Below are 23,485 nucleotides of genomic sequence, written 5' to 3'. Positions count from 1 at the left end.
TTTTTTATTTAGCAAACCGTTCGATCAATGTGAGTATCAGATGGCGGTCCTCTGGGCCGAGAGATTTGAAAACGTCAAGCTGCTCATTCGGTTGCGGCCCATATTTTGGGCGTTCTATGGACCGAAGTTCGATCGGGTACGCCTCGTTCCGAAACTTATCAAGCCCACTAGCCAAATGATCTGACATGTCCGGAAAACATTCGATGAGCTTGTCGAAGTTGTGAAGACTGGGGAGGCCTAGGCCCTTGAGCCAGTTACGCGCCGTCTCTTTGGAAATGGGGTAATGCGGATGTTTTTCGGTAAAAAATTTCGAGAAATCAGATGGACTTGTCAAAGAAAGAGATATTCGATCGCGAGTCTCTGTCTTGAAGGAAATCTCGTAATAATCCTTTATTAAGTCGTGCAGCAGATCCGAAAAGCGCTCTTTTGGTGTTGGTACCGGTGTGGTTGAGTTCATGCAGTGAATTTTCTGTCGTTTAGCCCAAGTCGGGGGCAAGCGGTGGCCCGATTTTCTTCAAACCGGTCCGCGAATCCACTGCCGCCCGTCTCTTTCGAGATAAACCTGCACTACAACGCACGTATCGCAAACAAGTTTGATCGAATAACGAGATAAGAAGAAAGGCCGCTTGCATCGCCAACCGGTAGCCAAGTTGAGATGAATTTCATCACTTATTTCGCCCCCTCAGTTCTAGAGTTCGATGCTGCCCTTTCGGCTCCTCTCCACCCTAAGGTCAGTTCGCGACAACTGAGGGTCGCGAGATCAACGTAAAAAACAAGCTCGCAAATTGAAGAGGCGACAAAACATGCCGCTACAAGGCAATCGATAGTGCAATCAGGATGGTTTTCTTGAAAACAGGCGAGCCGAGAATAATCTGACAACCCTACCGCTTCCCACCCGTCCCATAAAACTGGTCAATCAGCTCCTCCAGCAAATACCGGTGATGCGACGACAGCGCCTCAATCTTCGAAGCCAGCTCAAGCGTCTCCTCCGAAGCCGGATACTTCTCATCGTGGGTGATCGGCTTCGGCGCATTTTGCGGATTCCCGCTTGGCGGAGGCCCGTAGTGAAGCCAGTGCTGCTCCACCTTGAACCACTCAGCGAGCGTCGCCAGTTTGTCGGCAGTAGGAATTGAACGCGCGGTCAGCCACTTGTGCGTGGTTTGCGGCGACACGGGTTCACCGTGATAACGCAAATTGAAATGCAAAGCGAGATCGGTTGCGCCGCGCATTTTCTCGGGCGCGCGCGTCATCGAAAATTTGAGCCGATCCGAAAAATCGGTTTTCTCTTTGGGTGTTGGCATGGTCGCGATTGTGCGAGGCAAACGCAGTGGCGGAGTCAACCGCCTACGTTAGATATGGCGCATCTTTCTCATTTTTAGCGCGCTCAGGAAAAATAAGTCGGGAATCCCGCGATGAGTGATTGATAGCCGTGACCCAATAACGACCACATTTGCACCCAATGAAACGATGCACACCCACAGCTATTCCGATGGTCGATCATATCCCACTTAAGATAAATTAAGAATCCTCCTAACGAACCGTACGACGCAGCGAAACGAAAGCGCCACGCTACAATGCCGCCACTCGTTCACTCGCGTTCCGCTGGAAACAACCATGTTCAATAACGACACCGATCCGATCGTCGCGATCGCCACCGCGCCGGGGCGTGGGGGTATCGGCGTGATCCGGCTGTCGTTCGGGCGCGCGGGCGAAGCAGCAGCGAAACACGCAATGCTCGCGCTGTGCGGGCAGTTGCTCGAGGCGCGGCACGCGAGCTATGTGCCGTTTATCGATGCACGCGGCGAGGCGATCGATCGTGGCATTGCGCTGTATTTCCCTGCGCCGCACTCCTACACCGGCGAACACGTGCTTGAGTTACAGGGACACGGCGGCCCGATCGTGTTGCAACTGCTGTTGCAGCGTGCTGTCGATACCGGGCGTGAATTCGGCGTGCGGTTGGCCGAGCCGGGCGAATTCACGCGTCGCGCGTTTCTCAACGACAAGCTCGATCTGGCTCAAGCCGAGGCTGTAGCGGATCTGATCGAGGCGAGCACGGAAGCTGCGGCGCGCTCGGCGGGCCGCTCGCTCGATGGCGCTTTCTCGCGTGAAATCCATGCGCTCGTGGAAGACGTGATCACGTTGCGCATGCTGGTCGAAGCGACGCTCGATTTCCCCGAGGAGGAGATCGATTTCCTGGAAGCCGCCGATGCCCGCGGCAAGCTCGCCCGCATCCGTGCCTTGCTGGACAAGGTGCTCGCCGACGCTCGTCAGGGCGCGCTGTTGCGCGAGGGGTTATCGGTTGTGCTCGCGGGGCAGCCGAACGTGGGTAAATCGTCGTTGCTGAATGCGCTGGCCGGTGCGGAACTCGCCATCGTCACGCCGATTGCCGGCACCACGCGCGACAAAGTCACGCAGACTATTCAGATTGAAGGCATTCCACTGCATGTCATCGATACCGCCGGCCTGCGCGACACGCAGGACGAGGTGGAGCGGATTGGTATCGAACGGACGTGGGGGGAAATCGGCCGCGCGGATGTCGTGCTGCATCTGCTGGACGCGCGCGAAGCGCTGAGCGCCGACGACGCAGCGATCTCGGCGCGTTTTCCGGTGGGCGTGCCGGTCGTGCGCGTGCTGAACAAGGCTGATCTGGCGGCCGTGGAGGCATCGGCGGACGTGGCCGGTGATGGCGTGCGCGAAGTGCATTTGTCGGCGAAAACCGGCGATGGCATAGCGCTATTGCGCAGCGAATTGCTCAAGATTGCCGGGTGGCAGGCGGGCGCGGAAAGTATCTATCTGGCGCGCGAACGGCATTTGATTGCATTGCGCGCCGCCCGGGAACATCTGGCGATTGCTGCGGACCACGCGGACCAAAATTCGCAAGCGCTCGATTTGTTCGCCGAAGAGCTGCGGCTCGCGCAGGATCAGTTGAATTCGATCACCGGGGAGTTCAGTTCCGATGATCTGCTGGGTGTGATTTTCAGCCGCTTTTGTATCGGGAAGTAGGCGTAGCATGGCTCATGGCGTTCCTTGATGTAGGATTCCAGAAGAGAACGCACGCAGGGAGCCCAAAATGGCCAAACCCCAGGGTCTCGAGGAAGAGCAAGCAACTCGCTGCCGCAGGCAGATAGCCTTGGCTACCATCGCTGCCGTGATCATCATCGCCGGGCTCTGGCGAATGGCCGTGTGGTTTGGATGGCTTGGGATGTGATTCCAGCTTCCTGATCAGAGCGTCATGGCGCCGCCGAATCGAAGTGCGCGCGCCGAGGCTTGACCGGCGCTGCTCACTCAAACCTTAAACCGCTTTCTTCCAAGCCGTCGCGAATACTCCTGCTTGTATCGGCGAGTAGCTTGATTGCGCCTCATCAAGTGTCTTGCCAAGGCTCTCGTGAATGATAGTGGCGCACGCGCAAACCCACTACCGGGCCACCCCAAGCTAAATCCAATCTATGAATATCATGGCTGATAAATCATCGGACAACGGCGAACTCGTGCTCTACGCTACGGACGACGGCAGCGCGCAGTTCTTTTTGCGGGCGGAAAGCGGGACGGTGTGGCTCACTCAGGCAGAAATTGCCGCGTTATTCCAGACGACACCGCAGAACATCACGCAACACGTCAAAACCATTTACGGAGAAGGAGAACTGCTGGAAGAGGCAACTTGTAAGTCACACTTACAAGTTCAGGCCGAAGGTGCTCGGCGGGTCCGTCGCACAGTGAAGTCGTACAACCTTGACCTCATCCTCGCTGTTGGTTATCGCGCCAAGTCAGCGCGGGGAACCCAATTTCGCCAATGGGCGACCGCGCATTTAAAGGAATACCTGGTGAAGGGTTTCGTCATGGACGACGCCCGACTCAAGGATCCAGCCGGCTGGGATTATTTCGACGAACTGCTGCAGCGCATTCGCGACATACGGACGTCGGAAAAGCGTTTTTACCAGAAGATACGGGATCTGTTTGCGCTGTCGGTAGACTATCGCGACGATTTCGGAGCGGCAGGGCAAATCTTCGCGGAAGTTCAAAGCAAGATGTTCTATGCGGTTACGCAACAGACCGCAGCGGAAATCGTCGTTTAACGCGCAGATGCGAGCAAGCCGAACATGGCGCTCACTGCCTGGAAAGCCGGACGTGTCCGCAAGTCAGACGTGATCGTCGCGAAGAACTATCTGAACGCCGATGAAATCAACGATCGCAACCGCATTGTTACGCTGTTCCTGGACTTCGCTGAGTTGCGCGCGGCAAAGCGCAAGGATCTGCGCATGGCCGATTGGCGAAACTACGTCGATACGTTTATTGAATTCAATGAAAATCCGCTCCTCAAAGGCAACGGACGCATGAGCCACGACAAAATGGTCAAAATCGCGCATGACCGCTACGAACTGTTCGATGAGCAACGACGGGGAGCGGAGGCGCTTGAGGCTGATACGCAGGATATCGAGGAACTGGAGCAGGCAGAGCGTTGGCTGACTAAGAAGGTAGGCCGAGATCCTTCCTGAAGGCTGGCAAAAGATCCCGCTCCATCTGGTCACTGATGTGAGCGGGAATCGCCAAAGGCAAAAAGGCGTCCGCTAAACCGCCTTCTTCCAAGCCGCCGCAAACACCCCCGCTCCCATCAACAGCGCGCCGCCGGTCCTGTTCACTCCCCGCTGCACGCCAGGCCGCCGAATCGCGCGCCGCGCGACCGAAGCCAGCATCGCATAGGCAAACGCATTCGCCGCAGCCAATCCGACGAACGTCGCCTCCATGATCGCAATCTGCGAAATGCTCGCCACATGCGGATCGATGAACTGCGGCAAGAACGCAATGAAGAAAATGATGCTCTTCGGATTGAGCGTGGTCACCGCGTAAGCGTGAGCGACGATCCGCCCTGTCCGCAACTCGGCGGGCGCGCTGACCGCATCCGCATCGATCACCGGCGCGCGCCACAACTTGATGCCCAGATAAACGAGATAGGCCGCGCCCACCCATTTCAAAACCATGAACAGTTCCGCCGATGCCGCGAGCAACACGCCAAGCCCGAGCATGGAAGCGGTCATCGACGTGAGGTCGCCCAACGCGACGCCGGCGGTCGTGGCGAGTGCGTACTTGCGGCCGTGGCCGAGCGCGTACGAGACGACCAGCAGCACAGTCGGCCCGGGAATGGCAACAAGGATGGCGGAGGCAACCGCGAACGGCAGCCATTGAGCGAGGGTCATGGAAGCTCCTGTTAGGAAGCATCGATTAATCCACGAAGATTCGCGTCTGACAAGACACTATGTAAAAAACGGCAGGATCGCTAGATGACCCGGAGCACGACCCCGTCGTCGCACGGATAGGCGTCACACGCCAAGTGTCTGACTTAAAACGATTTCAGCTGCCAAATCACATTTCCGTGTTCAACTCCCGGATTCGGCACAGATTCTGCTTGATATCGAACGGGCTTTGACCAGCGATCAGGTCCGGTATTTTGTTGTGTCTCCTCCCTCACACGTGGGGTTAATGCCCGGTTCCAGCGAACCGGGCATCTTTTATTTGTCTTTTGTGTTTGCGCCGCATCATTCGCCATTTTGAATCGCGGTGCCGCGCGCTTAAAGCCGCTTAATCTCAAATGGCCGTCTGCGACAATCTGTCTTGTTGCGAACGCACACAAGTTGTGCTTGCCTCTTGCAAATTCTCGTCTAGGATAAACGCTGCATATTAATAACTAGTCACTGAATACATAGCTAAATCTCGTTAAAGAGTTGTATGGAGGCTATAGATGAAGATGCGCGCCATTGCTGGTTTTGCGATGATCGGCTTATTGGGCGCGATCACCTCGGTTCAGGCCCAGGACAAGGTGATCCAGCCGCAACAAACCTTCAGTTTCATGCCTAATGCGTTCGGCTGTTTATCGAAGGACAAATTCGATTCCGCCGATCAGCACGCCCAAGCTGGCGAGCAACAGAAAATGCAGGAATTCTTCACCGGATTTCAATGCATCCCGGCTCCGGAAGGCGCTCATTTCCGTGTAGTGCAGGTTGTCGGCCACGATGTCGAATTTGTGAATGCCGCAAACAACGATACGCAAGGCTTGTGGACTGCGGATCGATTTATTAAGCAATGAATTAATCAGATACAACTCACGGTTTGAAATGATGACGGCGGCGTAAAAGCCGCCGCTTATCTAGTCGCGGCATTATCTTGCGGCGTGAATTTATTCACGCCCGCCGGGCTGGTTATGCGTCCTCGCAGGACGGTCTTACGCTGCACCGGCAGCGGCATGGGTCAACTCCAAGCCGCCGGCAACACCTCCCCTCCACCAGCGATTCCCCGCAACGAACGAACGCGTTCGGTATCATCACGCGTCGAACGTCATCGAATGTCATTCGGAACGCGTCGGTATGCGTCAGCACGCTGCGGCTCCGCCCGAACCATCCGTTCTGAATTCCCCCTTTTTCCGGCCTCTCAAACAGGCTTTCCGGTGTTGCATGGCCCTTAAATCCACAATCTACAAAGCTGAATTGCAAATCGCCGACATGGATCGGCACTACTACGGCGACCACGCGCTGACGATCGCCCGGCATCCGTCCGAAACAGACGACCGGATGATGGTGCGCGTCGCCGCGTTCGCGTTATTCGCGAGCGAACGCCTCGAATTCACCAAAGGGTTGTCCGACACCGACGAACCCGACCTCTGGCAAAAGGATCTGACCGGACAAATCGAAACGTGGATTGAAGTGGGGCAACCCGAAGAGCGTCGCATCGCCAAGGCGAGCGGACGCGCGGATCGGGTGATCGTGATCGCGTATGGCGGCCGCACCTCCGAAATCTGGTGGCAGGGCGTCAAGGCGAAGGTCGAGCGGATGCAAAACGTGACCGTATGGTCGCTCACCGATGGCGTGGCCGCAGCGCTCGGCGCGTTGGCCGAGCGGACCATGCGGCTTCAATGTACGGTGCAGGACGGCGAGGCCTCACTGGGCAGCGCGACGGTTGATCCGGTCGCTATCGACTGGACAGTGTTCAAGGGAAAACCGCGCTGATCCGTAGCGACCGCCGCTCAGGCTTCGGGCGGTCCCTTCAGTTCGACAAGATTGCCTTCCAGATCGAAGAGATACAGCGACGGACCGAAGCCTTCAGCACCGTATCGACGCCCTTCTTCCCCCAGGCGCACACCGTTCTCAAGCAGATGCGCGCGCAACGCGGCGGAGTCGAAGGGTTCCACGCGCAGGCACAGGTGATCCATGTTGTTGCCCGCGCCCTGTGTGCCACTTTCGGGCCGGTCGATTTTCGCGCCCACCGCCAGCAGATCGATCAGCGAGCGTCCTGCGCGCATTTGCACCAGCCCAAGCTCGCGTTGCTCCTTCTCTACCGGACAGCCCAGCACCGTCTTGTAAAAGCCGACCATGGCATCAAGGTTCGCACAGCGAATCACGACGTGATCAATCTCGCGGATGGGTATTAGCATCGCGTATCTCCGTTCTTGCGTGATAACCGACAATAAACGAGCGGAAAAAGCCAGCCTCGAGTTTAGCTGGTGTTGCGAAACAGCACGGCTATCAAGGCTGCGAATCGTACGCGCAGCGTACAGACGAAAAAAAGCCCGCTCGTTGCGGAGCGGGCTGAATCCATATCAGGAGGAGACATGGAGGAGACAGTTCCGATATTACACAGCCGATAGGGTCGACGCAACACTTATCGTAGTAAAAACCCCTATGGTGGTGATGTGTCGCATCTGTGCGTCATTTGTCCATGCGTTCAAAGCCCCGTCCTCCAAGGAAGAAATGACAGAGCAAGATCCGGCGAGTACCTATAGACGTACGCCTCTAAAGTAGTCACGTACCCTTCGCAAACCGAGGATTGTGATGAAAACCGAACCCAGCACCGCTACTTTTTCCAACGATGAAACCCGTTGGAACGCCTTGTCGAGCCGCGACTCCGGCGCCGACGGCGAATTCTTTTATGCCGTTCGCACGACCGGCGTGTTTTGCCGCCCATCGTGTGCGTCGCGCCAGCCACGACGTGAAAACGTCGAATTCTTCGATACCACGCAACAAGCCGAAGCCGCCGGCTATCGGGCATGCAAGCGGTGTCAGCCGGGTAGTCTGTCGCGCGAGCTGGCGATCGTGGAGCGGGCGTGCAAGGTGCTCGACGCCGACCCGCAGCAACGCGTCACGCTCGCGGAATTGAGCCGCGCGGTGCATGTCAGCGCGTTTCATTTGCAGCGGCTGTTTTCGCGTGTGGTTGGCGTGTCGCCGCGTCAATATCAAGCCGCCCGCCGCGCGGATACGCTACGCGGCGCGCTGCAGCGTGGCGACGACGTGACGCGCGCCATGCACGACGCCGGCTTCGGGTCGACATCGCGGATGTATGAGGCGGCGCCGGCCGAGCTGGGGATGACGCCGTCGACTTATCGACGCAAGGGGGCGGGACTGGTCGTGCATTACGCCACTGCACAGACGGCGCTCGGCATCGTGCTGGTCGCGGCAACGCCCAAGGGTATCTGCAAGATCGCTTTCGGCGATAACCCGGCCGTGCTCGAAGCCGAACTGGCGCAAGAGTTGTCGGATGCGGATCGGATCGAAGATAAGACGCGGCTCGCACCGTTTATCGTGCAGATCGATGCTTATTTGCGTGGCACGCGAGAGCACTTCGACCTGCCGCTCGATATCAGTTCAACTGCTTTTCAGCAGCGCGTGTGGGACGCGTTACAGAGGATTCCATACGGCCAGACACGCAGTTATTCCGATATCGCCGAAACGCTTGGGTCGCCGCGGGCGGTGCGGGCGGTGGCGAACGCGTGCGCATCGAATCCTGTGGCGCTTGCCATTCCGTGTCATCGCGTGGTGCATAAGGATGGCGCGCTGGCGGGGTATCGATGGGGAACCGCGCGCAAGGTCGCGTTGTTATCGGCGGAAAAAGAGCATCGGGTGACGGCACCACTTGAAACCGTCGACGCGGAGGATCTGGGTTGATGGCAGTTCTCAAATCACATTGAGCGCTACGATGCCGATTCGCATCCCGATCCTGCACCCCGATCCTCCCTGCTTTCGAACGCGCCCAAATTGCCACCAACCAAACCCACCCGCATCCAGCTGCCCTACGTTGAACCCTACGATTGGCCACGCGTCCTGCGATTTTTCGCGGGACGCGCGACGCTTGGCGTCGAAGCGGTGGAAGACGGTGCGTATCGCCGTGCGATCGAGTGGCTCGGCGATTCGGGCACGCTCAGCGTGACGAAACACGCCAGCAAGCCGTGTCTCGTCGCGACGCTGGAAGGCGCGGCGAGCCGCCACGCGAAAGCGATCGGCGAGCATCTCACGCGCATGTTCGATCTCCAGGCCGATGCACCCGCGATCGCCGCCCATCTCGCCCGCGATCCATGGTTCGCGCCACTGACGCGAGCCGTGCCCGGGTTGCGTGTACCCGGCGCGTGGTCCGGCTTCGAGCTGGTCGTGCGCGCGATAGTCGGCCAACAGGTCAGCGTGAAAGCGGCATCGACCATTGTGGGAAGACTCGTCGAACGTGCCGGTACGCCGCTGACCGATCATCCGCATCTCGGTACGGCCTGGCGTTTCCCGACGGCCGCCGCGCTGGCCGCGGTCGATCTGGAGAAGATCGGCATGCCGGGCAAACGCGTGGCCGCGTTGCAGGGGTTTGCGCGCGAGGTCGCGGCAGGCGCGCTGCCTTTGGACGATCCGAATGCGGACCGCGCCGAACTGCGGGCGGCGTTGCTGGCCATGCCGGGTATCGGGCCGTGGACCGTGGAATATGTCGCGATGCGCGCCCTGCGCGATGCCGATGCGTGGCCCGGCACCGACCTGATCCTGATGCAGTCGTTGGTCGCACGCGATCCGTCGATGGCGAAAGCGGCGACATTGCGCGCCCGAGCTGAGGCGTGGCGGCCATATCGCGCCTATGCTGCCCTGCATGTGTGGAACGAGATCGCGGATCGGGCGGGGTCGGCGAAGGGCGGGTGACGCTGCGCACGTCCAAAGCGCATTCAAAAAAACCACCGGCGGTTACCCAGCCGAACCGCAACGCCTGCATCATCTATCAAACGCCATCGCCGAGACTCCCGCTCCAAACGGCTTGAATTCGCGCAAACCCTTATCCGGCAAGGGTTCAAGCACGTCTTACACTGAGATGTTAAAGTGCCCGCTACCTAAAAAATCTGGTTCGGCGCATTCTGTTCTGCGCCCGACACGCAACCGTAGCAGCAATGGCAAATACGAATTTCTCTTCTCCGTCCGACAGCGCCTTCCGGCGCCGCTTATCCGCGCTGACCAGCGGCCCTCAAAGCGCGGCGTTGCGCCAGGGGCTGCGCGGCATCGAGAAGGAAAGCCTGCGGGTGACGCGCGACGGTACGCTCGCCACCACGCCGCATCCACGCACATTCGGCTCCGCGCTCACGCATCCGCTCATCACCACCGACTACTCCGAAGCGCTGATCGAACTGATCACGCCGGCCGAGCACGACGTCGCGCGCACGCTGGAGCAACTGGACGACTTGCATCGCTTCGCCTACGCCCATCTCGGCAGCGAATTGCTCTGGAACGACTCCATGCCCGGCGTGCTTCCCGCCGATCAGGACATCCCGCTCGGCTGGTATGGGACATCGAATATCGGCATGTTGAAGCATGTGTACCGGCGCGGTTTGTCGCTCCGATACGGCCGCACCATGCAGTGCATCGCCGGGATTCACTACAACTATTCGCTGCACGAAGACGTATGGCGCGCGTGGGCCGCGCTCGATAACCGCAGCGCCGTGCCGCTCGTCGATTTCCAGTCCGAACGGTATTTCGCGCTGATCCGGAATTTTCGCCGCACAAGCTGGCTGCCGATGTATTTATTCGGCGCATCGCCTGCGCTCAATGAGCAGTTCCTGCGCGGCCGCCCGAATTCGCTCGAGACCTTCGACGCCACCACGCGATATTTACCGTACGCCACCAGCCTGCGGATGAGCGATCTCGGCTACACGAACAACCCGGCGCAATCCGCGTTGCTGCCAAGCTACGACACGCTCGACGGTTACCTCGACGTGCTCGCGAAAGCGGTCAGCGAGCCGTATCCGGCGTATGAAGCCATGGGCACGCAGCGGCGCGACGGCGAATGGGTGCAGATCAACACCAACGTGCTGCAGATCGAGAACGAGTTCTACTCGACCATTCGGCCAAAGCGCGTCACGCAACCCGGTGAGCGGCCGTTGCATGCGTTGTCGTCGCGTGGCGTGCAATACATTGAAGTGCGTTGCCTCGATATCGACCCGTTCCAGCCGACCGGGATTTCGCTTGAGACCACGCGTTTCATGGACGCGTATCTGCTGTATTGCGCGCTCGAAGACAGCCCGCTTCTGCCGCGCGCCGCCAACGAGGAAGCCAACGAGAACTTCGCGCGCATCACGAAGGAAGGCCGCAAGCCCGGCCTGACGCTGGCGCGCGACGGCCGTGAAGTGCCTATGCAGGGCTGGGCGGATTCATTGCTCGACGCCATCGAACCGGTCGCGCAGGCGCTCGACGCGCTGCATGGCATCGATGAACACATGACGGCTTTGAAGGCCCAGCGCGCACGATTGGCCGATGTCTCGCTGACGCCGTCCGCCCGCGTGCTCCAGACCATGCGCGAGCGGAATCAAAGCTTCAACGAATTCGCGATGGAACTGAGCGCGAAGCATGCCGATTACTTCCGTGGCCGTCCGCTCAGCGCCGACGCCGAGCGTGAAATGGCGGCGCTCGCCGTAAAGTCGCTGGACGATCAGGCAAGAATCGAGCGTGAAGAGGTCGGTTCGTTCGATGCCTTCGTCGGCGCTTATCGGGCTTATACGTTGAACCGCATTAGCGTTTGAACCTGCCGGGCGCCGGCTTCAAAGCCGGTGCCCATCGCAAATCCAGCAGCTTTTTCCTCGCCGCACAGCTTCAGCAGCGGCAACCCTTACTTGTTTTGCAACAGTGCGCAACGCGTGGAAACGCTCGTCCGCGGGTCAGGTCTGAAAATAGCGACGTATCAGCTGAACCAGACCAATCAGCGGCTGGCCGGGCACGATCGGCCAGCCTGGACACATATAAGGAGAGGAAGAAAAATGCGAAAGCCTTTGTTGGGAAGCGCCAGCCTGGCCAAGTTCGCGGCAATCAGCACGGTGGCGGCAGCGATCACGCTGCTGGCCGGCTGCTCGACGACCGGCCAGATTTCAGGCGAGACCATGGAACAAGCCACGGCGCCGCTCACCTGTACGAACAAGGCCGAATGCGACGCGTGGTGGGCCCGCGCGCAGGTTTGGGTGATTAACCACTCCGAATACAAGCTTCAGACCGTCACGGATTCGATCATCCAGACCGACGGCCCGTCCGGCGGCAAACGCGCCCTCGCGTACCAGATCACCAAGACGCCGAGCAATGAAGGGACTGCGACGATCGGATTCGCCGCCCATTGCGACAACATGCTCGGTTGCGAGCCGAATCCGTGGAAGGCCGGCGCGGACTTCAAGCAGTTTGTACGCGGCGGGCCATCGCAGATGGGCACGCCGGGAGGCGCGACGGCGTCCGGTAACGCGTTGCCGCCGGTTTCCCCCGCGCCGCCATCGAAGCCGATGCAGCAAAACCTGCCCGTCCAGCCAATGCCGCCAACGCTCCAGAATCAGCCGGGACAATCTGGTCAAAACCTGACGCCGCAATAGGTTTTCCGCGGATTTTGATTGCAGAAGGCCGCGCTCTCGTTGGAGGCGCGGCCTTCGCTTATGTAATCAGGTAATCAGCCAAACGCCGTGTGCGCCGGCAAGACGGCGACAATTGACGAAAATGTGGCGTCTACATACTAATAGGTGCATCGACAGATTCGTTGCTATCAATTCGATAGCCAAAACCCTTGCATAGGCATTGTTTTAATTTGACGAGGTAATGAGCTGTGCCTTCGCCTCTTCGGTGTGCTCGCGGCGTCTCCGCCGAGCCCAAGCAGGTGCAGATGAGTCCAACCAGAAGTCTCCGCGTCTGCCTAAAACCCTTGCATCATTTTTCCGCGCTGGGGAATCTCTGCTGACCTGGATCGCTCGCCTGACTCCGAATGACACGCAGCCTGTCGGATGCGCAACGACCCTCCCGCTCAAGAGTGCGTTTTCCCCAAAAGTCCCTGTTCTGGCGGGCTGAAAGCGGTAAGCAGCAGCCTCGACCGCTTCCGGCTAAGGAAATTCACGCGACACTCAAAAGCCGCGAACTGTCCATCAAAGCATTGCCGATCGCAACGCGCAAAACGTCGGCGATGAAAGTCCGTGAATCAAAACGACGTGCCGCATCCGCCAGCCAACGGATACCCATCCCACACAAGCCCGCGCTCTCGACTGAAAAACAACACTGGAAAAATTTGCTAACGACCGCATCTTGAAAATAGATTGCATAGTCAATATTATTCTAAGCAACGAGTTACGCGCTAAAGCGCCACCCGAGACCATGTTCTGACCGACTGAAAGCATCGAATCATTCGATGCAAAAATGGATTTACCCGATGAACCGCGCTGCCCAAACCACCCTTCTCCTCGGCCGACGCTTCGGCCACTCGATCAGTGCCACCTTGCTGCACGTCCTGCCGCCCAATCTGAGCTCATGGAAGCTGGCGCTGTATGTGATCGTGTTCTTGCTGCCGGGCGGCTCGTTTGTCGTATTGGGTGCGGCGTGGTTCGAAAACCGCCGCACGCGCAATGCGCCGGCCCCGGCTCCCGCCAAGACTCCGCTGCTCTGTCGTCCGAAGCACTGCGACGCCTGATACCCCCGGCGCTGTTCCTGGCGCGTCGTTATGCAACACCAGGTTGCGTAACGACCCGTAACCGAACGCACGCTGCGGGTAACACCCGGCTACCTTTCAAACCGTTACCCTAACGCCTGCCCGACGCTCGCCCTTCGCGTGCGTTCAGTTACCATTTCGGACCGCTTGCATGAAGCGCTTCACGCCACGTCGTGTCGAAGCGCACGCAATCTCCGACAGGAATCCAGAGCAGATGCCATTCACCCGAATCCCCGTCTTTCCTCGCAAGTCCGCCATCGTCCTGGCCGTGACCCTGGCACTGACCATGGCCGGCTGCGCCGTCGGTCCCGACTACAAACGCCCCGACACCGCCGTTCCCGCATCGTATAAAGAGGCGCCGGAAGGCTGGAAAGTCGCGCAGCCTTCCGACCGGATGGACCGTGGAAACTGGTGGGCGATTTATAACGATCCGCAGTTGAACGACCTCGAGACGCGGCTGAACGCGTCGAACCAGACTATTGCGCAATTCGCGGCGGCTTACCGGCAGTCCCGGGCGCTCGTCTCGGAAGCGCGCGCGGCGTATTTTCCGACCTTGGGGTTATCGGCGACGGGCTCGCGGGCACGTTCCTCCAGCCGCTCGAGCGGGTCAGTCACCAGCGGCGGTTCAATCAACAATAGCTACGATCTTTCCCTCGATGCGTCCTGGGAACCGGATCTGTGGGGCACTGTCAGCCGGACGGTCGGCGCGCAGCGCGCCGGTGAGCAAAGCGCCGCGGCCGATCTCGCCAACGCCCGGCTCTCGGCGCAAGGCACGCTCGCGCAGACTTACTTCCAGTTGCGTTCGCTGGACGCGCAGCAAAAGCTCCTCGACGACACCGTCGCTGCCTATCAGCGCACGCTGCAACTCACGCAGAACCAGTACGCCCAAGGCACGGCCGCCCGCTCGGACGTGATCCAGGCGCAGACGCAATTGCAATCGGCACAAGCGTCGGCTATCGATAACGGCGTCGCCCGCGCGCAATACGAACACGCGATCGCCGTGCTGGTCGGCGAACCGGCGTCGACGTTCTCCATCGCTTCATCACCGCTCGACGCAACGCCGCCCGACGTGCCGCTGCAACTGCCGTCTGCCATCCTCGAACGGCGGCCCGACATTGCGTCGGCCGAGCGCAAGGCGGCGCAGGCGAACGAGCAGATCGGCGTGGCGATTGCGGCGTTTTTCCCCACGCTAACCTTGTCGGCGAGCGGGGGTTTTCAAAGCTCAATATTTTCGCAATTGCTAACCGCGCCTTCGCGCTTCTGGACGCTCGGACCGGACTTGGCTGCGACCATTTTCGATGGCGGCTTGCGAGCCGCCCAGACCGAAGCTGCGCGCGCGTCGTATGACTCGGCCGTGGCAACGTATCGGCAAACGGTGCTGACCGCGTTCCAGGATGTCGAGGACAACCTCGCGTCGCAGAGAATCCTCGGGAATGAGATCGGGATCCAGCAGCAAGCGGTGGCGTCGGCGCAGCAGGCGTTGGCTATCGTGACCAATCAGTACAAGTCAGGCACGGTCGGGTTCATCAATGTGCTCACGGCACAGACCACGGCGTTCACCGCCGAGCAGAAGCTGGCGAGCATTGCCGGGCAACGGATGGTGTCGTCGGTGGGATTGATCAAGGCGCTCGGCGGCGGCTGGGACTCGGCGCAAATGGATCAGGAAACCGGCAGCGCAGCGGCGCCGGTTGCGGGTCCGGTCCCGGTTTCGGCGAGTGGCTCTGCGGTGCAGGGATTGAATTCCGCGCAAAGTTCGTCGACCGTTGCGGCCACCAACGGCGGTACGGTCAAAGAGTAAGACGCGCCGGGGCGAGGATGCCGCGGAGTCCTTCTGTCTACACCGGTACGCCACGTCCTTCACGGCTAACGCGGTGCCGGAACTGGCAGGCAAAGCGCGACTAACGCGCCCTTCGTCGCCAGATCTTTATCGAACGAAGGTCAGCTCGACGCTATCCGGCCCCGTATGCCGTCCGAGCAGGTTCAACAATCCCGCCAGGTTTTCGCGTGCGTCCGGTGTGGCCGTCGCCACGCCGTTGAACGCACTCGATGTCTTCGACACCGTCCCTTGTCCACTCAACAGCAACGGCCCTTTCGACGTCGTCGTCAAATTGATCGTTCCCGCCTGGCCTTCCGCCTGAAACACCACCTTATACGATCCCAGCGGCTTCACGCGCGACACGCTGGACGCCATGTCGCCGAGCGTCACGATCACCTGCCCGTACGTGTTTTGCCCGAGCATCCGCCATTCGGTCCAGGTCAGGCGCACATTGCCTTCCATGTTGAGCGTGTTGAACGGCGCGCCCAGACCTGAGAGCAGGCTCGCCGGCACGGCAATCGCGCCCGGCGAGACTGTCGAACCGGAAAGACCGGCATCGACGAAAACCGGATCCGGCATGGAGTCCGTCTGGCGCATCTCCATGCGCACATGGCCGGTGAACAAAGGCCAGAAAGCCGTGCGCCACTCGATCCGTCCCGGCAGGAGCGTCGCGCCGTCGGCGGCGGCCGCACCGCTGCCGGTCGCCAGCATCAGCGTGGCCGAACCCTTCCAGAGCGAGCCGGCCGGATCGACGAGATTCACATGGCCGTCCGTGGACTTCGCGAATTGCGGCACGATCCAGGCCGCCGGCATCATGACGGCCAGCGTCACGAGCACCGATATTCCCGCCACCACGAACCACGGCCACGCCGCGAGAAGCCGTCGCATGCCGTAGTTCATTGCACCTGGGCCGGTTGCAGCGATGCCGTCAGATCCACCTGGCCGTCGGGTTTCAGCGCTGTGATATGCGCCTCGCTGACCTGCACCTTGAACTGCTTGCGCACGCTGTCGAGCCACACCGTCCATTCCGGGAATGACGCATTCTTAAGCTGAATCTGTATGCCCGCGCCAACAACCTGGACCTGCGCGGGGGGCATGTTGTTATCGGTGAGGGACTTTGCCAGCGCGTCGCGCAACGCGCCTCCGGTCGGCGTGACGCCCTGCCCGCCGCCTGCCAGCGAGCGCGCCTCGTTCGCTTGCGCGGTCATCTGCGCGAGCTGGAACTGCATGCCGGGCAGCGCGCTGCGAAGCCGGGCGCGGCCTTCATAGGCGGGCGCCCACAGCACCAGGTACACGATCGCGATGGCCACCACGAGCCCACCCCACATCAGGATGGTTTTTTCGCGCTGGGTGCGCGCGTTCCAGAACTCGCCCCAAGTGTCGATGAGGGTTTGTTTCATTGGGCGCTCCTGACGGTCCACTTGCCGGTATTGCTGTCGATACCGCCTGCCAGCCCGTTCGTCGCCAACCGTTGCTGCAAGCCAGGATCGACCTTGGTTTCCGGCTTGAAGGTCACTTCCAGCCGCCGGTCGTGGTAATCCAGCCCCGCGATCCCGTTCACCGGAATCGGGCCGAGCGAGCGGGCGAGGGCATCGGCGAGAGAGAGGAAATCAGACGGCGACAGCTGCCCCGACACCAGCCGCAAGCGGTCGAGCTGACGCGACATCTGGTCGGGCGCATCCAGCACGACCGTGGTTTTCGGGAACGTGTTGAGGAGCGTTTCGGTCATCTGCGCGTTGATCGCGTCGCGTTGCCGGGCGAGCTGCAGCCATTGAATGTTGATGCCGATCATTGCTACCACCAGCGCCCCGGCCAGCAGCGCCACCGGCAGCCTCAGGCGCCGCATGGTCGCGCGGTCGAGCCGCCACGGCTGCGCGGCGAACTCGAACTGGCACAGGTCGAAGTGGTTCGTGAGCGCGTTGCGTGCGAGGGTTTCGAACGTCAGCGGCTGCGCGCCGGGAATCGCGGGCCGAGCCGAGGCCAACCGCGGCTCCGCCCCGGGAACGTCGCGCAGGGCGTACAGCGTGGCCGGCTGGGCGCCCGCGAGCGCGCTGAGCGTGGACGTCACGGCATCGGTGGGAATGGCCAAACCTTCGCCCAGCGCCGCGTGCTCGCCGCGTGCAATGGCGATCTCTACACGCGTCGTAGCGCTCTCCGGCGGCCGGAGCGTCCCGCCGCCGAGCAGAACCGGAGCGGTTGCCAGCACGTCGCCCAGGATGCCCGCGACGAACGGATTCGGGGTATCGGCGGCGCTTTCATGCAACGGCAGGCAGCGCATGGCCGGCACGGCCTTCACATTCCGATGCCCCGCGTTCGCAAACGCCTCGAGCACGAAGCGGAACCAGCCGCGATCGATCACCGCCAGCACGCGCCGGCCGCTCGCGAGCGCGACCGGATCGACGGCGATATGGCACGTCTGCGGATCCTGGATCAGCTGATCCTCGACCACGTTGGGCAACGCCTGGCGCAAGCGCGGCCCTTTCAGCGGCGGCATTTGCGCGGCGGTCAGCAACAGGTCGCGCGCAGCGACGATCAGCACCGTCGCGCTCGCGCGCGGCAGCAGCGAAAGCGCGGCGCGGCCGCTCCGCTGCGTGACGTTGCGCTTGTCGAGCAGCAAAAAGGGCAGCTCCGGCAAATGCCACTCTTCGGAGCGCACCGCCGGATCGCGCGGCGGCAGTAGGACGATCAATGTGCTCAAAGGCCGCTCTCTTGTTTTCTGAATCGAAAGTTATTCACTGTACTGCGACGCCGCAATGAATCTGCCAAGATGAAATCCATCCCGGCGCATCAAAGCTGGTCACGAACATAGACAATACGCGTGCTATGCGTCGCCGGATCGCGATACAGCAAAGTTGTTCGGTCCACTTCCGCCCGCTCGTGCTGCACGCGGCCGTGGATCAGGAAATACTTCGTGGTCACGTCCATCTGATTCGAATCGATGTTGTCGGTATTCGCGCCCGCGCCCGTCAACGCGAGTGTCACGTTAGAGATATCGTGGAAAAACACGGTCTCGCGGCGCGCGACAAACGCCTGCGCCTGCGAAAGCGACATGCCAGGCACCGTCGCCGCAATCACTTCAGCGGTCGCTGTATTCATGTTCACCGACGTCGTGGTCGGCAGCACGGTCACGAACGGCCGCAATTTCTCCACGGCTTCCGGCGTAAAACCGGGGACATCGAGCAGCGACTCCACGTTGATCATCTGCAGCGGCGCGACGGGCGTGTTGCTGTTCGCATCGGCGAGGCCCGGGTCATCGGTAAAATTGCCGCCGCCCGTTCCGCCGCCCGTTCCGCCGCCCTGCGCGATTGCGGCCGCCACGGTGGACGGCGTGCTGTTCGCGGCCGCAGTAGTCGATTGCGCCTGGAAGCGCGTCGCCGATTGCGCCAGTCCGGCGCGAAGCTGCAGCGCGACGTTTTTCGCCAGCGAGGCATCGAGCCCGAGCAACGTCAGCAGCCGCTGGAACGACGCAATCTCCTGCGCATTGATGATCAGCAAGCCGGGCGTGGGCGTGGAGACAAGGTTGCGCAGGTTGAACTTGGCCTGCGCATCTTCAATCGATCCCGACAGATACGTTGATGCGCCCTGCTGCGCCCGCACATCGCCAATTTGCCCGAGAAAATCCGAGAGCCGCGTTTTTGCGATCGGCACACCCCATACGCCGCCGAGGTACGTGACGGTCGGCGAGGTATCCGCTTCGGATCGCAGGATCAGCCGGGTCCAGTCCAGCGCGCTGCGCGAAATCCATTGCGCCTGTGCGAGCAGCTTCTGGTTCTCGATACGGCGGACCTGCACCTGCTCGCGCCACAACAATCCCGACACGATGATGGCCGACAACGCCACGACCAGCAGCGCGCTGATGATCGCGACGCCGCGCTGTTGCACATGCCTGGAAGGCCTCGCTGACCTGACCCCTTTCGCCTGAGCCGATGAAGAACGCATGGTCATTCTCCGATCAGGAACACGCGAGTGATCGGCTGCGCCAGATTGTGCGCGCCGACCGCAATCTGAATGCCCGTCACCGCACGCGCCAACGGCTCGTTGCCGAGCTGCGGCACTTTCAGGTTGTTGTCGTTCAGCGTGATTCGCGCCGCGACGTCAGCCATGCGCATCGTCCAGCCGGATTGGGGCACGTAGGCGCGCGTGGCGAAGGTCGAGACGCCGCCCATCAGTGGTATCGCGGTCCAGCCGTCGGAGTTGTCCGACGCCGATAACGCCCGCCGCACTTCACCCACGTTACCGAGCGGCGGCGACGCAAACCGCACCACCCGGCCATTGTCCGTCAGCCGGTAGCGCACGACCTGCAAGCGCGGCGCCACGCCGGCCGTGTAGACACCGCGCACGATCTGCAGCGCATTCCCGCCGATAGCCACCGCAGCCTGCCCGGCTTCGTCTTCGGTAGCGGCCTGGCGGGCGTCGATGCGCATCTGGTCGAACAATTGCGCCACGACGCGTTCGTCTTCCATCGCGTTGCTGATGGTCGTGCGGCCGCGCATGATCTGGTCGAGGCCACGCCACGACAGCACCGCGATCACCGCGAAGATCGCGATGGCGACCAGCATCTCGATCAGCGTAAATCCACGAACGCCACGAACGCCACGAGCGCCGCGAACGTCCCGCCTAGAGCGAACGATTGGTTTCATTCGCCACCACCATGACCATTTGCGCGAGATTGCCGGAGATACCGGGCGACTCCACGACGACTTCCACCCGCCGGAAAATCGGATTCGGCGTGGCCGACACACGGTCGGTGCAAATCAGCTTGAGATTGCCCTGCGAGCAATCGAACGTCCGCGAGCCGATATCCGGCCACGAATGCGTGAGCCGCAATTGCGCAAGTTCGTTGTCGGCGCTCCAGCCGGCCAGCAGCCGCCGATGCAAGTCCGCCTCGCCGGTGGCAAGCGCGCCCACCGCCCGCAGCGACGCCGCCAGCGCCACCGCGATGATCGCCAGCGCGACGAGCACTTCGATCATCGTGAAGCCGCGCGAGCGTTCAGGTTTAAGTTTGGATGAAGGGCCGTGACGACGGCCGGGCGCGAGCGTTGACATCAGCGCACCTGATAACGGCCGTTGCCGGTGCCGACTATCGTCACGCTGCCCGCCGCCGAGACAAGCGTCACTTCCATCGGGGTATCGATAGCTTCAGTACCGAACACCACCTGGCCCGCGGACTGTTCGGAACCGGCGTACTGGATTGTCACGCCGGTCACGCCGCCTTCCCAGCGGCGCGGGCGCAGCAGGTCGTCGCGTATTGGACGCCAGCCGTCTTCCGTGCGGATATTGAAGCGAAAACCGCCCTCGATCGGCCGCCACGCAATAGGCCGTGCCCGCACCTGCGCTTCGTCGCCCGCGGATTCGAGCAGGAGCGCGAGGCGCTGCGCTTCCTCGTTCAGATCCGTGCGCGGATTGCGTGTGAGCTTCACCGACGCCAGCGACACCAGCAATCCCGCGATCACCAGCACCACCAGCATTTCCAGCAGCGTAAAGCCGGCCTGCGGCCGCACCTTCGCGCGGCGCGGCGCCTCGGGTGCTGGACAGTCCTGCCTGTGCTGCGTGTTCACGTTGATTGGCTTCTGTTAATGGGGCAAGAAGAGGGGCAAGAAGACGCTAAAGAGCCTATTGCCAGGAGCCGATGTCGGCGTCATTGCCCTCACCGCCCGGTTTGCTGTCGGCGCCATAGCTGAATACGTCCACTTCACCGTGCACACCCGGGTTCAGGTATTGATACTCCTTGCCCCACGGGTCGACTGGAACGCGGTCCATATAACCGCCGCCCTTCCAGTTGTTCGGGACCGGCTCGGTGGTCGGCTTCTCGACCAGTGCGTGCAGGCCCTGCTCCTGGGTCGGATAACGGCCGTTATCGAGCCGATAAAGATTCAGCGACTGCATGATCGAACCGATGTCCGCCTTCGCCGCCACCCGTCGCGCTTCGTCCGGACGGCTCATGATCTTGGGTACGATCAATGCGGCGAGAATGCCGAGAATCGCGATCACGACCATGATTTCGATCAGCGTGAAACCGCGCTGGCGACGTGCGCCGGGTGTGCCTTGGGCAGTTTGCGCCGTCTGGAGTTCGTAGCGGCGCTTCATCCACATTTGCATGACTTGATCTTCCTTTCCAATTGATGTCGTTACAGCGCTCGGGCCCGACATGATGGTCGATGCCCGTTCGCCGCCCTCGCCCGACCATTCGTCAGAATAATCAACGGTCGCAGCGGGCAGGCAAGCATTCTATAGCTCCCGCCTGGGCAGATTTCACTTCGTAAGCGGCGCCCGTCCGATCCGTTTGATCCTGGGCGGCTTCAGCGCACATAAATGGTCGGGCCGGGGGCATTCGGCGGCAGGAATATTTCGGCGCTTTTGCCCTTTCTATCGATGATGATCGAGCGCGCGCGCACTTCCTTGATCGTCACGCCCGGCGTCAGCGGCCCGCCCAGCGAGATCGCGCGCGCCGGTTCGCCGCCGTAGCTCACGATCGCCGCCGCGCCGTGTTGCAGCGCGAGGATTCCGAACAGGCGCACGTCCTGGTTCTCCTGGTGCTGCAACTGTCCGCCGAACAACGTAGCGGCCTGTTCCACCGACGGCGCGCGCCCAGCCGCGGCCGCGGGCAACGGCGCGCTCTGGTGCGTGGTCAGCGTGATGACCCACCACGTCAGCGTCGCGCAAAAAATGGCGAGCGCGATAAGCGATAGCAGGCGGGTCTGGAATGCATTCATAAGATGGGCTTGTTCACTGCACCAGATTATTCAATTCGATGATCGGCAGCATCACCGCCAGCACGATCACCAGCACGATGCCACCCATCGCAAGGATCAGCAGCGGTTCCAGCAGGCTCGTGAGAAACATCGTGCGGCGTTCGAGTTCGCGCGATTCGCCTTCGGACGCGCGGTCGAGCATGGTGGTGACGTCGCCCGTGGCTTCGCCCGAGCGGATCAGATGCACCAGCACAGGCGGAAACGTCCGGGTGTTGCCGAGCGCTCGCGACAGCGACGTGCCTTCGCGCACGCGGATGATCGCGTCATCGATGTTCGCGCTCATCGCCCGGTTGCTCAGGGTTTCGCCCGCGGCCTGCAGCGCGCGGAGGATCGGCACGCCGGCCGCGGTCAGGATAGCGAGCGTGCTGGCGAAACGCACGGTGTTATAGCCACGCACGAGTTTGCCGAGCAGCGGCGCGGTAAGCAGCCAGCGGTCGAACGCCATGCGTGGCCCGGGCCGTGCAAGCAGGCTCTTGATGAACCAGCTCAGCAACGCCACGCCGATCAGCCCGGCCCACCACCAGTTCCGAACGAAGCCGGAGAGCGCCATCATCGCAATGGTGAGGAACGGCAGCGCCTGCTTTGTGCTGGCGAACACGTTCACCACTTGCGGCACCACGTAACTCAGCAGGAACGTAACGATCCCGAACGCGATCAGCGTGACGATCGCGGGATAGGTGAACGCGAGCACGATCTTCTGCTTCAGCGCATTGCGTTGTTCGATGTAGTCCGCGAGCCGCGACAGCACCAGTCCAAGCTTGCCGGTATGTTCACCGGCGGCCACCAGCGCGCGGTAGATCTCCGGAAAATCCCGCGGATGTTCCGCCAACGCATTCGCGAACGAATGACCGCCGAGCACTTCGCCGCGAATGGCGGCCATCAGTTCGCGAACGTAATCGCGCTCCGATTGCTCGGTCAGCACCGAAAGCGTTTCGCCGAGCGGCAGACCCGCTGTCAGCAAGCTGGCGATTTGCCGCGTGAGAATGGCCTGCTCGCGTTGCGACAAGCGCTTTCCCAGCGATAAGCGCTGTTTGCGCTCACCCCGCGTGCGAGTAGACGCCGCTTCGACCACCAGCGGCGTCAGCCCCTGCGTCCTCAGTTGGCTGCGAGCGGAGCGGGCGCTGTCGGCATCGAGTACGCCTTTCTGCGACTTGCCTGCCTGATCGATTGCCTCGAAACGAAACGCCGGCATGGA

At 61.2% G+C, this 23,485-nt stretch carries 23 protein-coding genes and 1 pseudogene; 10 read left to right on the top strand and 14 right to left on the bottom strand.

Annotated elements, in window-relative coordinates; all coding sequences use genetic code 11:
* Nucleotides 1-4: 4 nt before the first annotated feature.
* Complete coding sequence (locus ACSOSP_RS13400; protein ID WP_455307337.1) at nt 5-457, bottom strand: hypothetical protein; 453 nt, start codon at nt 455-457, stop codon at nt 5-7.
* Between the two features lie 424 nt (nt 458-881).
* The gene (locus tag ACSOSP_RS13395; protein ID WP_031360978.1) at nt 882-1,301 is read right to left on the bottom strand and encodes a hypothetical protein; all 420 of its coding nucleotides are present in this window, start codon (nt 1,299-1,301) and stop codon (nt 882-884) included.
* Nucleotides 1,302-1,614: 313 nt separating this feature from the next.
* Here ACSOSP_RS13395 and mnmE point away from each other — a divergent pair, with 313 nt between their 5' ends.
* Together mnmE and ACSOSP_RS13385 are read left to right on the top strand one after the other, a co-directional pair.
* Nucleotides 1,615-3,003 (top strand): tRNA uridine-5-carboxymethylaminomethyl(34) synthesis GTPase MnmE, encoded by a 1,389-nt coding sequence (gene mnmE / locus ACSOSP_RS13390; RefSeq protein WP_455307335.1) that lies wholly within the window; start codon nt 1,615-1,617, stop codon nt 3,001-3,003.
* 443 nt (nt 3,004-3,446) lie between these two features.
* Nucleotides 3,447-4,493, top strand: a pseudogene (locus ACSOSP_RS13385) (virulence RhuM family protein).
* A gap of 72 nt (nt 4,494-4,565) precedes the next feature.
* Here the strand turns inward: ACSOSP_RS13385 and ACSOSP_RS13380 are convergent.
* Nucleotides 4,566-5,192 carry a LysE family translocator gene (locus tag ACSOSP_RS13380; protein ID WP_455307333.1) on the bottom strand — a complete coding sequence of 209 codons (627 nt, stop codon included), beginning with the start codon at nt 5,190-5,192 and terminating at the stop codon, nt 4,566-4,568.
* Nucleotides 5,193-5,734: 542 nt separating this feature from the next.
* Here ACSOSP_RS13380 and sap1 point away from each other — a divergent pair.
* Together sap1 and ACSOSP_RS13370 are read left to right on the top strand one after the other, a co-directional pair.
* Nucleotides 5,735-6,079 carry a surface attachment protein Sap1 gene (sap1, locus tag ACSOSP_RS13375; RefSeq protein ID WP_455307332.1) on the top strand — a complete coding sequence of 115 codons (345 nt, stop codon included), beginning with the start codon at nt 5,735-5,737 and terminating at the stop codon, nt 6,077-6,079.
* Nucleotides 6,080-6,443: 364 nt separating this feature from the next.
* Nucleotides 6,444-6,995, top strand: a complete 552-nt coding sequence (locus ACSOSP_RS13370; RefSeq protein ID WP_031360972.1) for a YaeQ family protein — start codon at nt 6,444-6,446, stop codon at nt 6,993-6,995.
* A 17-nt stretch (nt 6,996-7,012) separates the two neighbouring features.
* On the opposite strand, the gene ACSOSP_RS13365 is transcribed toward ACSOSP_RS13370, so the two are convergent.
* Nucleotides 7,013-7,420 (bottom strand): VOC family protein, encoded by a 408-nt coding sequence (locus tag ACSOSP_RS13365; RefSeq protein ID WP_455307330.1) that lies wholly within the window; start codon nt 7,418-7,420, stop codon nt 7,013-7,015.
* 397 nt (nt 7,421-7,817) lie between these two features.
* Between ACSOSP_RS13365 and ada the strand changes: the two genes are divergently transcribed.
* The 6 genes from ada to ACSOSP_RS13335 all read left to right on the top strand — a co-directional run bounded on the left by ada (nt 7,818) and on the right by ACSOSP_RS13335 (nt 15,520).
* On the top strand, nt 7,818-8,927 hold the full coding sequence (gene ada, locus ACSOSP_RS13360; protein WP_455307328.1) for a bifunctional DNA-binding transcriptional regulator/O6-methylguanine-DNA methyltransferase Ada: 1,110 nt from the start codon (nt 7,818-7,820) through the stop codon (nt 8,925-8,927).
* Nucleotides 8,928-9,017: 90 nt separating this feature from the next.
* Nucleotides 9,018-9,932 (top strand): DNA-3-methyladenine glycosylase family protein, encoded by a 915-nt coding sequence (locus ACSOSP_RS13355; protein ID WP_455307327.1) that lies wholly within the window; start codon nt 9,018-9,020, stop codon nt 9,930-9,932.
* A gap of 242 nt (nt 9,933-10,174) precedes the next feature.
* Nucleotides 10,175-11,797 carry a glutamate--cysteine ligase gene (gene gshA, locus ACSOSP_RS13350; protein ID WP_455307325.1) on the top strand — a complete coding sequence of 541 codons (1,623 nt, stop codon included), beginning with the start codon at nt 10,175-10,177 and terminating at the stop codon, nt 11,795-11,797.
* 234 nt (nt 11,798-12,031) lie between these two features.
* Nucleotides 12,032-12,625: a hypothetical protein gene (locus ACSOSP_RS13345; protein WP_455307323.1), complete on the top strand. Its 594-nt coding sequence runs from the start codon at nt 12,032-12,034 to the stop codon at nt 12,623-12,625.
* Between the two features lie 821 nt (nt 12,626-13,446).
* Nucleotides 13,447-13,704 (top strand): hypothetical protein, encoded by a 258-nt coding sequence (locus ACSOSP_RS13340; protein WP_455307321.1) that lies wholly within the window; start codon nt 13,447-13,449, stop codon nt 13,702-13,704.
* A gap of 232 nt (nt 13,705-13,936) precedes the next feature.
* The gene (locus ACSOSP_RS13335) at nt 13,937-15,520 is read left to right on the top strand and encodes an efflux transporter outer membrane subunit (protein WP_455307319.1); all 1,584 of its coding nucleotides are present in this window, start codon (nt 13,937-13,939) and stop codon (nt 15,518-15,520) included.
* Between the two features lie 126 nt (nt 15,521-15,646).
* Here the strand turns inward: ACSOSP_RS13335 and ACSOSP_RS13330 are convergent, their stop codons facing one another.
* The 10 genes from ACSOSP_RS13330 to gspF form a co-directional block, all read right to left on the bottom strand.
* Nucleotides 15,647-16,438, bottom strand: coding sequence for a type II secretion system protein N (locus ACSOSP_RS13330; protein WP_455307317.1), 792 nt, complete (start codon nt 16,436-16,438; stop codon nt 15,647-15,649).
* Nucleotides 16,435-16,938, bottom strand: coding sequence for a type II secretion system protein GspM (gene gspM, locus ACSOSP_RS13325; protein ID WP_455307315.1), 504 nt, complete (start codon nt 16,936-16,938; stop codon nt 16,435-16,437). Before gspM ends, ACSOSP_RS13330 begins: the two co-directional genes overlap by 4 nt.
* Nucleotides 16,935-18,236, bottom strand: a complete 1,302-nt coding sequence (gene gspL / locus ACSOSP_RS13320) for a type II secretion system protein GspL (RefSeq protein ID WP_455307313.1) — start codon at nt 18,234-18,236, stop codon at nt 16,935-16,937. The genes gspM and gspL overlap by 4 nt, the downstream gene beginning before the upstream one ends.
* Nucleotides 18,237-18,325: 89 nt before the next feature.
* Nucleotides 18,326-19,477, bottom strand: coding sequence for a type II secretion system minor pseudopilin GspK (gene gspK, locus ACSOSP_RS13315; RefSeq protein WP_455307311.1), 1,152 nt, complete (start codon nt 19,475-19,477; stop codon nt 18,326-18,328).
* 2 nt (nt 19,478-19,479) lie between these two features.
* Entirely contained in the window at nt 19,480-20,178 is a 699-nt protein-coding gene (locus ACSOSP_RS13310; protein ID WP_455307309.1) for a PulJ/GspJ family protein, read from the bottom strand.
* Nucleotides 20,156-20,584, bottom strand: a complete 429-nt coding sequence (gene gspI, locus ACSOSP_RS13305; protein ID WP_455307307.1) for a type II secretion system minor pseudopilin GspI — start codon at nt 20,582-20,584, stop codon at nt 20,156-20,158. The genes ACSOSP_RS13310 and gspI overlap by 23 nt, the downstream gene beginning before the upstream one ends.
* Nucleotides 20,584-21,006, bottom strand: coding sequence for a GspH/FimT family pseudopilin (locus tag ACSOSP_RS13300; RefSeq protein WP_455310953.1), 423 nt, complete (start codon nt 21,004-21,006; stop codon nt 20,584-20,586). Before ACSOSP_RS13300 ends, gspI begins: the two co-directional genes overlap by 1 nt.
* 145 nt (nt 21,007-21,151) lie before the next feature.
* Nucleotides 21,152-21,637, bottom strand: a complete 486-nt coding sequence (gspG, locus tag ACSOSP_RS13295) for a type II secretion system major pseudopilin GspG (RefSeq protein ID WP_455307305.1) — start codon at nt 21,635-21,637, stop codon at nt 21,152-21,154.
* A 200-nt stretch (nt 21,638-21,837) separates the two neighbouring features.
* Entirely contained in the window at nt 21,838-22,251 is a 414-nt protein-coding gene (locus ACSOSP_RS13290) for a type II secretion system protein N (RefSeq protein WP_455307303.1), read from the bottom strand.
* Nucleotides 22,252-22,264: 13 nt separating this feature from the next.
* Complete coding sequence (gspF, locus tag ACSOSP_RS13285; RefSeq protein WP_455307301.1) at nt 22,265-23,482, bottom strand: type II secretion system inner membrane protein GspF; 1,218 nt, start codon at nt 23,480-23,482, stop codon at nt 22,265-22,267.
* Nucleotides 23,483-23,485: the final 3 nt, after the last annotated feature.

Source organism: Caballeronia sp. KNU42 (assembly GCF_053760385.1).
The sequence above is the reverse complement of the archived record's forward strand: the minus strand, read 5'-3'. Positions and strand labels throughout refer to the sequence as shown.